Below are 13,017 nucleotides of genomic sequence, written 5' to 3'. Positions count from 1 at the left end.
GATATGACGACCTCTCCCCAGTCTTGATCAGGGCGGCAGGGCAAAGCCTTGCCGCCTTTTTCACTCTCTCCCCCACGATTCACATCGCCGAGACCGGTATCCCCTGTCACTGCCGCAATTATGATGCATTGCAGCATAAACTTGACAAGGTGGCGTTTCCAATCCGTCACATTTGCTGTAAACGGTGGAAAATAAAGCCTGTTTTGGGTGGAGAGGGCGATGCGCAAGTGGGTTTACACCTTCGGCGGAGGAAAGGCCGAGGGGAGTAGGGCCGAGATCGATCAGTTGGGAGGGAAGGGGGCCAATCTCGCCGAAATGGCGGCGCTTGGCCTGCCTGTTCCGCCCGGCCTCACGATCGTGTCAGACGCCTGCGGCATCTATTACAAGAGCGGCAAGACCCTTCCCGACGATCTGAAAGCCCAGGTTCTCCAGGGCATCGAAGGCATCGAGACGGCCACCGGCCGCGCCTTCGGCGACACCAGCCAGCCGCTTTTGCTCTCCGTCCGCTCCGGCGCGCGCACCTCCATGCCCGGCATGATGGACACCGTGCTCAATCTCGGTTTGAACGACCACACGGTCGCCGCACTCGCCCAGCATTCCGGCGATGCCCGCTTCGCCTGGGACAGCTATCGCCGCTTCATCCAGATGTATGGCGATGTCGTGATGGGCCTCGATCACGAGGTCTTCGAGGAGATCCTTGAGGACGAAAAGGCCCGCCTCGGCCACGAGCTCGACACCGAACTGTCGGCCGTCGAGCTGCAGCACATCGTCAGCCTCTACAAGGACCTGCTGGAACAGGACCTCGGCCAGCCCTTTCCGCAGGACCCGCATGTCCAGCTCTGGGGCGCGATCGGCGCCGTCTTTTCCAGCTGGATGAACCCGCGGGCCAAGACCTATCGTCTGCTGCACAACATTCCCGGGGACTGGGGCACGGCGGTGACGGTGCAGACCATGGTCTTCGGCAATCTCGGCTCGACCTCGGCCACCGGCGTTGCCTTCACCCGCAATCCCTCGACCGGTGCCCGGGAATTATACGGCGAGTTCCTGGTCAATGCGCAGGGCGAGGACGTCGTCGCCGGCATCCGCACGCCGCAATCGATCACCGAAGCCGCCCGCATCGACAGTGGCTCCGACAAGCCGTCGCTGGAAAAGCTGATGCCGGAGGCCTTCGCCGAATTCGGCGCCATCTGCGACCGGCTGGAAGCGCATTACCGCGACATGCAGGATCTTGAATTCACCATCGAGCGCGGCAAGCTCTGGATGCTGCAGGCCCGCTCGGGCAAACGCACGACGAAGGCCGCGATGAAGATCGCCGTCGACATGGTCGCGGAAGGCCTGATCACGAAAGAAGAAGCGGTGATGCGCATCGAGCCCTCCTCGCTCGATCAGCTCTTGCACCCGACCATCGACCCGCGCGTCACCCGCCATGTCATCGGCTCCGGCCTTCCCGCCTCGCCGGGGGCGGCGACCGGCGCCATCGTCTTTACGGCGGAAGAGGCGGTCGAGGCCGAAAGCGAAGGCCGCAAGGTCATTCTGGTGCGCGTCGAAACCAGCCCCGAAGACATCCACGGCATGCATGCGGCCCAAGGCATCCTGACGACCCGTGGCGGCATGACCAGCCACGCGGCTGTGGTCGCCCGCGGCATGGGCATCCCTTGCGTTTCCGGTGCCGGCACCATGCGCGTCGATCTGCGCAACGAAAAGCTTGTTGGCCTCGGCGTCACGCTGACCAAGGGCGACATCGTCACCATCGACGGCTCCTCCGGCCAGGTGCTGAAGGGCGAGGTGCCCATGCTGCAGCCGGAGCTTTCGGGCGATTTCGCCCAGTTGATGGTCTGGGCAGATGCGACCCGCCGCATGACCGTGCGCACCAATGCCGACACGCCGGGCGATGCCCGCGCCGCCCGCTCCTTCGGCGCCGAAGGCATCGGCCTTTGCCGCACCGAACACATGTTCTTCGAGGGCGAGCGCATTCACGTCATGCGCGAAATGATCCTCGCCGAAGACGAAGCCGGCCGCCGCGCCGCGCTCGACAAGCTCTTGCCCATGCAGCGCTCCGATTTCACCGAGCTCTTCACCATCATGCATGGCCTGCCGGTGACGATCCGCATGCTCGATCCGCCGCTGCATGAATTCCTGCCGAAGTCCGACGAGGAAATCGAGGAAGTGGCCAATGCCATGGGGCTTGAGCCCGGCTTCATGCGCCGCCGCATCGATGCGCTGCACGAGTTTAACCCCATGCTCGGCCATCGCGGCTGCCGCCTTGCCATCTCCTATCCCGAGATCGCCGAAATGCAGGCCCGCGCCATCTTCGAGGCGGCAGTTAGCGCCGCCCGCGAAACGGGTGCTGCCGTCGTGCCCGAAATCATGGTGCCGCTGGTCGGCCTGCGCTCCGAGCTGGATTATGTGAAGGCCGTCATCGATCGCGTCGCAACCGAAGTCATGGGCGAAGCCGAACTCGAGATCTCTTATCTCGTCGGCACGATGATCGAGCTGCCCCGCGCCGCCATCCGCGCCCATATCATCGCCGAAGCCGCCGAATTCTTCTCCTTCGGCACCAACGACTTGACCCAGACCACCTTCGGCATGTCCCGCGACGACGCCGCCCGCTTCATCCCGACCTACCAGAAGAAGGGCATCATCATCCAGGATCCCTTCGTCTCGCTCGATTTCGACGGCGTTGGCGAACTCATCCGCATCGCCGCCGAACGCGGCCGCAAAACGCGACCCGACATGAAACTCGGCATCTGCGGCGAACACGGCGGCGACCCGACCTCGATCCACTTCTGCGAGGATGTCGGGCTGGATTACGTGTCGTGCTCGCCGTTCCGGGTGCCGATTGCGAGGTTGTCTGCGGCGCAGGCGGCGATCAAGGCGCGGGGATAACTTCGCAGGGCTTGTGCATTTGTAGTTTTTGGACGACAATATGTTCGAGTTGAAGCAAACAGAGACTTTCCGAAAGTGGCGCCTCGGTCTGAAGGACCGGCGAGCCGCAGGTTTGATCGCCGCGCGTATGGACCGCCTCGGCTTCGGCCATTTCGGAGATGCGGCCTCCGTCGGCGAGGGCGTGCAGGAGCTACGCCTGCACTATGGCCCCGGCTACCGCATCTACTTCACGCAACGGGGCGCTGAGATCATCGTCCTCCTCTGTGGCGGAGACAAAGACAGCCAGGTCAGAGACATAGACACAGCAAAACGCCTGGCACGGATCTGGAGAGAGACAGATGACTGAAATCCTGACCGACTACGATCCGGCGGAAGACCTCGATACCCCAGAGGCGATTTCCGTTTTCGTCAATGAGGCCCTGACGACCGACGACGCCGCCTACATCGCCCACGCACTCGGCGTGGTCGCCCGGGCCAAGGGTATGGCCGGCATTGCTCGGGAGGCGGGGCTTTCGCGGGAACAGCTGTATCGGACGCTCTCCAGCGAGGGCAATCCGACGCTCAAGACCACACTCGCGGTGATGAAGGCGCTGGGGATTTCGCTGACGGCGGATGTTGTTACCTGAGTGGTCGCAACGGTCGATTTTTCGCCAACTCCCAACAAAAATCCCCGCCCCATGTCACATTGACCACCCCCCGCTCGTCATGATCTCGTAGCCAACAGAAGGAAACGACATCATGACCGCAACACTCGATCCTTTCGCCGCCGCCCCCACGCTGATGAAGAAGTGGATGGCCGTCTCGACCGACATCGCCGCGAGCCTCGAACCTGGTCTCGTCGAACTCGTCAAGATCCGTTCGTCCCAGATCAATGCCTGCGCCAATTGCCTGAACATGCACGCGGCGGAAGCCCGTGCCCAGGGCGAGACCGAACAACGCATCTATCTCCTCTCGGCCTGGCGCGAGGCGCCGTGTTATACGGAGCGCGAGCGCGCAGCATTGGCCTGGACCGAAGCCCTGACCACGCTTTCAGCCGGCCATCCGCAGGAGACGGCACTCCGGGATCTGCAGGCGGCCTTTACCGAGGAGGAGCAGGTGAAGCTGACGTTGATGATCAATGTCATCAACGGCTGGAACAGACTGGCCGTCGGCTTCGGCCTCTGGATCGAGACACCGGCGACCCGAGCTCAGGGAGTGGCCGCCTGATGTTGCCCTCCGAGCAAACAGATGCGGCAGCGAGTTTCGATCCGTTGAGGCAGAAGCTGATGCGGCTCGCTTATCGCATGCTGGGCTCGGTCACGGATGCCGAAGACATGCTGCAGGAGGCCTTCATCCGCTGGATGAGGGCCGATCGCCGCGAGATCCGCGAGCCCGAGGCGTTTCTCCGCCGCGTCGTGACAAGGCTTTGCCTCGACCAGCTGAAATCGGCCCGCCTGAAGCGCGAGACCTATATCGGCCCCTGGCTGCCGGAACCCGTGGTCGAAGACGAGGACGAGCCCGAGGATGTCACCCTGCCGCTGATGCTGGCGCTGGAGCGGCTGTCACCGCTGGAGCGGGCGGCACTGCTGCTCCACGATGTCTTCGGTCTGCCTTTCGAGGAGATCGCCGAAACCCTGGACCGCGATGTGGCGGCCTGCCGACAGTTGGCAGCCCGCGCACGCCGGAACGTGCGAGACGCGCGGACCCGCTACACGATCGACGCCAAGCGCGGGCTGGAGATGGCAGAGGCCTTCTTCAAGGCGTCGCGCAGCGGCGACATGACGGCGCTTTCCGCCATGCTCGCAGCCGATGTCGGCCTGCATTCCGATGGCGGCGGCAAGCGTTCGGCGGCAATCGCCCCGATCCTCGGGCATCAGGCGGTGATGAAGGTGCACACCTATCTCTCGGAGAAGGTCTGGACGCAGGGGTCAGACCTCCTGCGCGTCGGCCTCGTCAACGGCCTGCCGGGCTTCGTGACCCGCGAGGCGGACGGCGAGTTGCAGACGACAGCGCTGGAGATTGCGGATGGCGCGATCACCGCCATCTATGTCATGCGCAACCCCGACAAGCTCAGGCATCTGCACTGAATGTTGGGGGCTCGGCGGCAGCGGCAGGGTAGGGAGGAACGACCCCGCCGCCCTCCCGCCGAAGCCGAGTCTCAGCCCGCCAGAGCCACTGCATCGGCGCCTGCCGGAATGCGCAACGGCGTTGTTGGATCTGTGGCCGCCAGCCAGATCGCTTCCGCGACATCGCCTGCCTTCGTCACCTCGGCCTCGCTTTCGCTCGCCCAGGCGTCCATCACGGCTTTCACCACGGGCAGATAGGCTTCCGGGAAGCCGCCTTGTTCCTGCACCTTGGTGCGGGCCGTGTCCCCAAAGCCAGTGGCCGGCGCGCGGCCGGGCAGGACGATCCGCACCCGGATATCGAAGGGCGCGAGTTCCAGCGCCGAAACCTCCGTCAGCGCATTCAGCGCCGCCTTGCTCGCCGTATAGGCCGACAGCAGCGGCAGCGGCTTCAGCGTCACGCTGGAGGACACGTTGACGATCACGCCGGAGCGCCGGTCCCGCATCTGCGGCAGAACCGCCTGCATCATTGCCGCCGGCCCGAATGTGTTGGTTTCGAACAGCGCACGCAGCGTGTCTCCACCGGTGCCCTCCACCGCATTCATCCAGCCGATGCCGGCATTGTTGACGAGCACGTCGATCGGCCCGGCCTGTTCGACCGCCGCTTTGATGCTGCCGGGATCGGTCACGTCGAGCGCCACCACCTGCAGCCGGTCGGAAGGCGCAAGCAGGTCCGCGCGCGGTGTCCGCATGCCGGCGATCACCCGCCAGCCGCGATCGAGAAAGAGCTTGGCCGTTGCAAGGCCGAAGCCCGCCGAAGCGCCGGTAATCAGGATACTGTTCATGGTCTTCGTCTCCTGTCTGGTGAACTGACCCCAGGCTATCCGGGCGATGCGAAATCCTCTATCATGCGGAGTGTCCAAATCTTTATCAGGAGTGTCGTTTGAGCGATCCCTTGGCCGAAATCGTCTCGCTGCTGCGTCCGCGCGCCGGCCATGGTAAGATCGCCCGCGGCTTCGGCGCCTGGCAGGTCTCGCGCGAACTGACCGGCGAACCCTTCTATTGCGTGGTGCTGGATGGCTCCGCCCGCCTCACCGTCGGCAGTCTTCCGCCGATGGAGATCGAGGCCGGGGACTTCGTGCTCGTGCCGGCCCTTTTCGATTTTCATGTCCTGGGTCTGCCGGAAAGAGGAGGCATCGCCGCAGACATTCCGGTTGCGCCCGGCGAAGTCTGCCATGGAGATCTCGAAGCGCCGGCCAATGCGCGCCTGCTGGTGGGACATTTCTATTTCGGCTCGCCCGATGCGCACCTGCTGGTCTCGCTTCTGCCGAGCCTCCTGCATGTGCGCGGCGCCGAACGCCTCTCCACCCTTGTCGGCCTCCTGACCGATGAGATCCGCGCGGCGCGTCCGGCACGCGACATGGTTCTCGCCCGCCTGCTCGATGTCATCCTGCTCGAAGCCCTGCGCGTCGCCCCGAGCGAGAAGGCCCCGACCGGCATCCTGCGCGGACTTGCCGATGAACGTCTGGCAGCGAGCCTCCGCCGTCTGCACGCCGATCCCGCGCGCGACTGGACGATCGAAAGCCTGGCCCGGGAAGCGGCGCTCTCCCGCTCCGCCTTCTTCAAGCGCTTTCGCGCCGCGATCGGACTGCCGCCGATGGAATATCTCACCGCCTGGCGCATGGCGCTCGCCAAGGATCACCTGCGCGACCAGGTGCTCGGCATGCAGGAGATCGCCGAGCGCATCGGCTACGGCTCGGCCAGCGCCTTCTCCACCGCCTTCACCCGGTTCGTTGGCGTGCCGCCCTCGCGCTACGAAGTTGAGCAGAAACAGGCGATTGCCTCCTGGCGTCCGATTTCCGCTGTTGTCGCGGGGTAAGGCAGAAGCTAGGCTCGCGCTCCCATGACGCATGCCGTCACGCGCGTCGCCCCTCGTCGGTCCCACACGGAGACACCCCATGCCCGGCTATTCCGCCCGCCCGCCCGCCATCCCCACCGTGATCCTCGACGATGCGGTCACCCGCATCATCCGCTGGGATTTCGAACCCGGTGCCGCGACGGGCCATCACACTCATGGCCTGGGGTATGTCGTCGTGCCGATGACTGACTGCCATTTCCTGATCGAGGATGCCGCCGGCGAACGCCGCGTGACGTCGAAGGCCGGCGAGGCCTATCGCCGCGATGCCGGTGTCGAGCACAATGTCATCAATGGCGGCACCGAGCCCATGAGCTTTGTCGAGATCGAGTATAAATGAGCCGCAGCGACGATCCGTCCTTGCCGCACTTCGTCACCGCCTTCGACCCGCAGCATGGCGTGGCCGTGTCTGTGGCCGAGGGGGTGCAACGGATCACGGTCAACAATCCCGGCCCCTTCACTTTCCACGGCACGAACACCTACATCGTCGGCCAGAAATCCGTCTGCGTCATCGACCCCGGTCCCGATGATGACGCGCATTTCGAGGCGCTGATGGCGGCGCTCGCGGGCAGGGATGTCACCCATATCGCCGTCAGCCACACTCACCGTGACCATTCCCCGCTCGCCCGCCGGCTGAAGCAGGCGACCGGGGCGATCATCGTCGCCGAAGGTCCGCATCGCCCGTCGCGCCCGCTCTTCGAGGGCGAGGTGAACCCCTTCGCCGAAAGCTCCGACACGGATTTTGTGCCCGATCTGGCGCTCGCCGATGGCGAGGCCATCGAGGGGGATGGCTGGCGCCTTACCGCCGTGCACACGCCCGGCCACACGGCCAACCACGCAGCCTTCGCCCTGGAGGGCGCCGGCATCCTCTTCTCCGCCGACCACGTCATGGCCTGGGCCACCTCGATCGTCGCGCCCCCGGATGGCGCGATGAGCGACTACATGGCCTCGCTTGACCGGCTCGTGGAGCGCAGGGACAGTCTTTATCTCCCGGGCCATGGCGGCCCGGTCACTGATCCCCAGACATTCGTCCGCGCGCTGCGCACCCATCGCCTGATGCGCGAGCAAGCGGTGCTTGAGCGTATCCGGCAAGGCGACCGGCTGATATCGGACATGGTCAAGGTCATCTATGCCGCAACCGATCCGCGCCTGCATGGGGCAGCCGCGCTTTCGGTACTCGCCCATATCGAAGATCTGGTGGAGAAGCGCTTGATTGCGACGGATGGGCCGCCGAAGCTGTTGGGCAAGTATTGGCCTGCCTAATCGCACGTGGCCAGCATTCATCCGCTCACCCGCCGTATGAGGAAGATGCCCGGCAGGACAGAGGGGGTCCCATCAGGGACGAGATCAGAAGTCGCTCGCGGGCGCTGTTAGGGGAGTGAAGCAGCGCGATTTTGGTCCGCTGAGGCCCTGGCCTTGAGCGGTGCAGAATAGCGTCAGGCCTTCAATTCCCTATGCCTTGTCATGGCGATGCGAAAATGCGTGGTGCAGAACTCAGGGGGAAAATGGCTGCTTTTGTTGGTATGTATGCGATGGGCCGTGTTCTGCGGTCGTGGTGCAGGCCACCCACTCAAAGACTTTGAACGATAGGAAACACGATGACGCAAGGGTTTCGTAAAAGCATATTATTCCCGATTATTCTCATGTTTGCGGGTGCCGCCGCGTTTCTGCTCCTCCTTTATGTGACGGGGCATGATCCTGACGAAAAGCCACTGACATTGGCCCAATGGATGACGGGAGGAGCGCTGATCGGACCCGGTTTTGCCTATCTCATCAAATGGAGACGAGACAAGGATCGGTCCAAGTTATAAGCGAGCTGCTCGCTTTGGCGACCATCGCAAGGTGATCCAAAGATCGCTTGATAACAAAGAGTTAGATCAGGTCTGTGTTTCCAAGGAAATACGGAATTGATCTAACCCGCGCTCCGAGCCGCCGCCTTGTCCAGTTCGACCCCTCTGGCGGCCGCGCCGACATCTTCCCCACAGATGGGGCGAGTGGGGCCTTCCTCAATTCCCGGCAATCCCCAGCAGTTCGGCATCCAGGGCATGTAGAAATCCTTCGGCGATCTCGTCGCTGAAGCCGAGGTCGTGCGGCCCGTAGCGCGCGGCGACGCGGATGTCGACCAGCGTCATTTCCGCCTCTTCCTTCAGCCGCACCACGGCATCGAAGGGAAGGCCGAGCAGAAAGGTCTTTGTCGCAAGCTGCAGCCGCGCTTCGCCGTCCGGTTCTGCCGGGCCGGCCTCGGCTGCGGCGATCAGGGCCGAGATGGCATCCGGACGCGGCATCGGCAGCGGGCCACTCTCGGGCAGGGCTTCCTCGGCCGGGGGTGTGCCGGTCGCAGCCGATGCCGGAGGTGTCGCAGTCGTGCCGTCTTCCGCCGGCCGCAGCTGCAGGTCCGGCAGGGCTTCCGCTTCGCCGCGGCTGGCGGTCACCACCAGCCCGTTGGCCACCGCCACCTTGCGCACGGCCTCATAGACCCGGTCGATCGCGCCCTCGTAACGCCGGCCGTTGAGGCCCGGGTAATGCTCTGCCTGCAAGGTGCTGGCCACGACCGAAAGCGGCGGGCGGGGCAGGAATTGCTGGTCGGCCTCCGGCACGGAGACCCAGGCCGGGCGGTCGTTGAGATCGGTCGACACCTCCGTCAGCATCGGCCGGCTTTCATAGAGGAAATAGCCATATCCGGGCAGTGCCAGCGGCAGGGCCGCATAGGCGAGCGCCTGAACGGCAGCGATCCCGCCCAGAGCCCCGATCTGCCAGAGCCGCATCAGCCCGATCAGCGCCAGCGGCACGGCAAAGGCGGCCGGCAAAGCCGCAACCAGCACCAGCGCGACGAAGTCCGGCGTCTTCAGGAAGCCGAACCGATGCGCCACGATCACCAGCAACACCATCACCAGCGCAAACAGCGCGAGCCGCCGCGCAAGAAAGGCGGATCGGGACACGGGACGGTCGTAGCGGACGATCATGCAGGCGGCACCGGAATCAGGAGAACGAAGAGCCCCCTTGTGTAACCGCTTGGCCGGGAGGCGTCGATATCCCGATGCCCGTGGCGATCACTCAAGGCGCGGGGTCCTCCTCGCGCGGTAGGAACAGGTCGGAGCCGTCGCCGCCGGGCGCGTCTTCCAGACCCTCCTCGATCGCGGGATCGAGCGGCGCCAGGCTCGGCGAGTCGAGAGAGCCGATGCCGGGCATCATCACGTCAGGTGCGCTCGGATCGCCGAGCGGCATTTGCGGCTCGGGCGTGAGGGGCACGTAAAGCGAGACCGTCACGATGATGGCGATCACCACCAGCCAGGAGCCGATGATGCGCGCCGGGATGATGAGCCACGCCCCGCGAAACGGCCGCAGCAGCAGGCCCGGCGACAGCAGGATCCACAACGCGCCGAGCACGGCGGTGAAGGCAAACTCCTTGATCCCGATGCCGAAATCGTCGAGCCCGATGAACAGCGACAGCGACAGCGCGACGACGGCTGCCGCAAGCGCTGCGCCCACCACGCGAAACCGCTGCGGCAGCCACAAGGCCACGCCCGCCAAGAGAACGGCCACCGGCGCAATCAGGAACAGTTCGTCGCCGAGCGGGCTCTGCAGGATGATCGGAAAGATCGTGTCGAAGAGCAGCAGCATCGGCAGGAGTACGCCGAGAAAGGTGCCGGCGATCCAGCCGATCTCCCGCCCGCGCTCCGCCATGCCGACCACCACCGACAAGCCGAGCATCGCCAGCACCAGATCGTAGATCGACAGGGTGAACAGGAAACCGAGCTCGAAGAAGGCGAAGTCATGCGGGATGGAGAGCGCAAGGGCGACCGGCAGCACGCCCGCAAGGAACAGCGCGAGCGCCAGTTTGAAGCCGCGCGTCTGGATGCCGGCGTGAAAGCGGGCGCCTGCAGCGCTTTGCCCGCTTCGGCCCGCCGCATCTGCGCCGGTCGGCTGCACCGCGTCCACCGTCGCTCCATTGGCGACGGGTATCGTCCCGGCCATCGCCGCTGTCGCCCGTCGCTTCTGTTGTCCGCCGCGCTGCCGCTGTTTCTTCATGCCTGCCGTCCGCCGCTCCGATTGCCTCCAAGCCTATTTCACAATGGACTTGATTTGTCACCGCCGAGCGCCAAACTGCGGGGCGCAAAGGAGATGAGGCGATGGGCGCCATAGTGATGATGACGGGCGTGACACGGCTGGAGCGCAGGCTTGCGACCCAACTGGTCTTCGACACGGTGAACCGGCTTGGCGGCTGGATCGACGACACCAGGATGTATTCCAACCTGATGAACACCATCCGTCTGAACTTGCCCGCCGGTGCATTCCCCGCCTTTGCCGAAGCCCTGAGCGGGGCCGGCATCACGGTCGACGTGCCGCATGACCTGGGCGGCCATCCCGAGGCGGAACGCATGGCAACCCTCCAGCTCACCTTCATCCACGACGAACCGGATCTGCGCCGTGAGGTGCCGGCGATCCCTGGATGATGGGTTCAGGGTGGCGGGCCAGGAATGACGAGACGGTGACCGGGACACGCGTGCCGTCCGGGCAGGCACCTTGGAAGACTGAGGGCGGCGAAGCCGCAGCAGCGGCAGGTGGCAGGTGCGCGCTCCTCCTCGCGGTAAAGCCAATTCATCGCGGTTGGTCTTCACCTGACCGGGTCACGGGAGCGGATGTCGGGCAGAGCCGGCGGCCGGTGCGGCGGGTCGCGGTCGGCCGGTTGTGGCATCCAGATCGCGGTGCCGCTGGGTTCCTCCGAGTGGGGGAGGGCGGAGCGGTCTGTTCGCAGTCAAGCGAAGCGGGCGGATATCGGTCATCCGGGCGGTGGAGCGACCGTCACAAGAACAACGGCCCGGCGAAAATCGCCGAGCCCCATTGGCTCTGGATCAGGCCGCAGATGACCTGCGGCCCGTGCATGGCGCCCGACCGGTTCAGGCCGCGCGGCGCTGATGGCGGCCTTCCTCGATTTCCTCGACGATCTTCGACACAAACGCATCGAGATCGCCGGGATTGCGCGAGGTGACGATACCCTGGTCGGTCACCACAGCCTCGTCGCGCCAGTCGGCACCGGCATTGATCATGTCGGTCTTGATCGAGCTGAACGAGGTTGCCTTGCGGCCCTTGACCGCGCCGGCCTCGATCAGCAGCCACGGCGCATGGCAGACGGCAGCCACGGTCTTGCCGGATGCGACGAAGGCCGAGATGAGGTCGACCGCCTTGCGCTCCTTGCGCAACAGATCCGGATTGATCTGCCCGCCGGGCAAAACGATGGCATCGAAATCCTCGACCGAGACTTCGTCCAGCGTCAGGTCGACCTCGACGGTGTCGCCCCAGTTCTCGTCGTCCCAGCTCTTGATCGGCGCCTTTTCCAGCGAAGCGATCGACACCTGGGCGCCGCGGGCCGAGAGCTTTTCGAGCGGCACGCGCAGCTCGGAACGCTCATATCCATGGGTGGCAAGGATGAGGATGCGTGCGGATGTAATCGACGGCATGATGGGTCCTTTCGTCTCTCGTTGGCTCGGGGGATGACAGGCAAACGACCGACCGCCGTCATCGTTCCGCAAAAATCGCCCGGCCAGTCGACAAGACCTGTTGCCGCTCGGCTCTGCCTTTGCTAATCAGGCGGCGATTTGCGGCGCGACCTTGAGCACGCAATCTGTTGGGGCGTCGCCAAGCGGTAAGGCACCGGTTTTTGGTACCGGCATTCCCAGGTTCGAATCCTGGCGCCCCAGCCATCTTTTAAGCGGTCTGCACCCCGAATTTGGCTGAATCTGCTCGCGGCCACTAAATTTGGGCGACAGAAACGGACAGCAGAATTTTCCGGATTAAAGTCATCGGTCTTGCCTTACGCGATTTCGAAATTCTGCTGTACTTGCTCTCGTTCGCGGACCGCCAAAGAAATTCTCTCACCCGATGCGATACGAAGCAAGAGGTTGTCTATCCACCTCCTCGAGCCGATGCACTCGTGATGCATCCTGGCGGCGGCCGGCCCGAGTCCCTATAGGTCTGCGGACACCGGGGCTGCTTGGCGTTCCGGTCTCTGTAAGCTGCCTGCCGACAAGCGTCGCTGCAGTACAGGCAATCGGCACGCCTCTGCTCCCGTTGTAGCTCCTTGCAGTACGTGCAAAAGATGAGTGGCCTTCCATTGAAGGCCAGCGTGACGATTTCGTGGACCAAGAATGTGTAAAGGTCAGGTGCTTCAAGGAC

Annotated in this window: 13 protein-coding genes and 1 tRNA gene; 10 read left to right on the top strand and 4 right to left on the bottom strand. The window is 64.4% G+C overall.

Annotated elements, in window-relative coordinates:
- Nucleotides 1-219: 219 nt before the first annotated feature.
- The 5 genes from ppdK (at nt 220) to DMY87_RS01730 (ending at nt 4,952) form a co-directional block, all read left to right on the top strand.
- Nucleotides 220-2,886 (top strand): pyruvate, phosphate dikinase, encoded by a 2,667-nt coding sequence (gene ppdK, locus DMY87_RS01750; RefSeq protein WP_110789556.1) that lies wholly within the window; start codon nt 220-222, stop codon nt 2,884-2,886.
- Between the two features lie 40 nt (nt 2,887-2,926).
- Nucleotides 2,927-3,232 (top strand): type II toxin-antitoxin system RelE/ParE family toxin, encoded by a 306-nt coding sequence (locus tag DMY87_RS01745; RefSeq protein ID WP_110789555.1) that lies wholly within the window; start codon nt 2,927-2,929, stop codon nt 3,230-3,232.
- Nucleotides 3,225-3,512 (top strand): addiction module antidote protein, encoded by a 288-nt coding sequence (locus tag DMY87_RS01740; protein ID WP_110789554.1) that lies wholly within the window; start codon nt 3,225-3,227, stop codon nt 3,510-3,512. The genes DMY87_RS01745 and DMY87_RS01740 overlap by 8 nt, the downstream gene beginning before the upstream one ends.
- Nucleotides 3,513-3,624: 112 nt before the next feature.
- A complete protein-coding gene (locus tag DMY87_RS01735; protein ID WP_110789553.1) occupies nt 3,625-4,092 on the top strand; it encodes a carboxymuconolactone decarboxylase family protein in 468 nt (155 codons plus the stop codon).
- Nucleotides 4,092-4,952, top strand: a complete 861-nt coding sequence (locus tag DMY87_RS01730) for a sigma-70 family RNA polymerase sigma factor (RefSeq protein ID WP_110789552.1) — start codon at nt 4,092-4,094, stop codon at nt 4,950-4,952. Before DMY87_RS01735 ends, DMY87_RS01730 begins: the two co-directional genes overlap by 1 nt.
- Nucleotides 4,953-5,023: 71 nt before the next feature.
- Here the strand turns inward: DMY87_RS01730 and DMY87_RS01725 are convergent, their stop codons facing one another.
- A complete protein-coding gene (locus DMY87_RS01725) occupies nt 5,024-5,773 on the bottom strand; it encodes an SDR family oxidoreductase (protein ID WP_110789551.1) in 750 nt (249 codons plus the stop codon).
- Nucleotides 5,774-5,871: 98 nt separating this feature from the next.
- Here DMY87_RS01725 and DMY87_RS01720 point away from each other — a divergent pair, with 98 nt between their 5' ends.
- The 3 genes from DMY87_RS01720 to DMY87_RS01710 all read left to right on the top strand — a co-directional run bounded on the left by DMY87_RS01720 (nt 5,872) and on the right by DMY87_RS01710 (nt 8,106).
- The gene (locus tag DMY87_RS01720) at nt 5,872-6,807 is read left to right on the top strand and encodes a helix-turn-helix transcriptional regulator (protein ID WP_110789550.1); all 936 of its coding nucleotides are present in this window, start codon (nt 5,872-5,874) and stop codon (nt 6,805-6,807) included.
- Between the two features lie 79 nt (nt 6,808-6,886).
- Nucleotides 6,887-7,183 carry a cupin domain-containing protein gene (locus DMY87_RS01715; RefSeq protein ID WP_110789549.1) on the top strand — a complete coding sequence of 99 codons (297 nt, stop codon included), beginning with the start codon at nt 6,887-6,889 and terminating at the stop codon, nt 7,181-7,183.
- A complete protein-coding gene (locus DMY87_RS01710) occupies nt 7,180-8,106 on the top strand; it encodes an MBL fold metallo-hydrolase (protein WP_110789548.1) in 927 nt (308 codons plus the stop codon). Before DMY87_RS01715 ends, DMY87_RS01710 begins: the two co-directional genes overlap by 4 nt.
- 743 nt (nt 8,107-8,849) lie before the next feature.
- On the opposite strand, the gene DMY87_RS01700 is transcribed toward DMY87_RS01710, so the two are convergent.
- On the bottom strand, nt 8,850-9,806 hold the full coding sequence (locus DMY87_RS01700; protein ID WP_110789546.1) for a DUF1499 domain-containing protein: 957 nt from the start codon (nt 9,804-9,806) through the stop codon (nt 8,850-8,852).
- Nucleotides 9,807-9,897: 91 nt separating this feature from the next.
- Nucleotides 9,898-10,872, bottom strand: coding sequence for a hypothetical protein (locus DMY87_RS01695; RefSeq protein WP_205908128.1), 975 nt, complete (start codon nt 10,870-10,872; stop codon nt 9,898-9,900).
- 101 nt (nt 10,873-10,973) lie between these two features.
- Here DMY87_RS01695 and DMY87_RS01690 point away from each other — a divergent pair, with 101 nt between their 5' ends.
- Complete coding sequence (locus DMY87_RS01690) at nt 10,974-11,297, top strand: hypothetical protein (RefSeq protein WP_110789545.1); 324 nt, start codon at nt 10,974-10,976, stop codon at nt 11,295-11,297.
- 444 nt (nt 11,298-11,741) lie between these two features.
- On the opposite strand, the gene DMY87_RS01685 is transcribed toward DMY87_RS01690, so the two are convergent.
- The gene (locus DMY87_RS01685) at nt 11,742-12,302 is read right to left on the bottom strand and encodes a type 1 glutamine amidotransferase domain-containing protein (protein ID WP_110789544.1); all 561 of its coding nucleotides are present in this window, start codon (nt 12,300-12,302) and stop codon (nt 11,742-11,744) included.
- A gap of 168 nt (nt 12,303-12,470) precedes the next feature.
- Here DMY87_RS01685 and DMY87_RS01680 point away from each other — a divergent pair.
- Nucleotides 12,471-12,545: transfer RNA gene (locus tag DMY87_RS01680), tRNA-Gln, on the top strand.
- Nucleotides 12,546-13,017: the final 472 nt, after the last annotated feature.

Origin of the sequence: Peteryoungia wuzhouensis (assembly GCF_003205195.1) — a bacterium.
GTDB classification, from domain to species: domain Bacteria; phylum Pseudomonadota; class Alphaproteobacteria; order Rhizobiales; family Rhizobiaceae; genus Allorhizobium; species Allorhizobium wuzhouense.
Note: the sequence above shows the minus strand (reverse complement) of the source record. Positions and strands in the feature narration are given on the sequence as shown.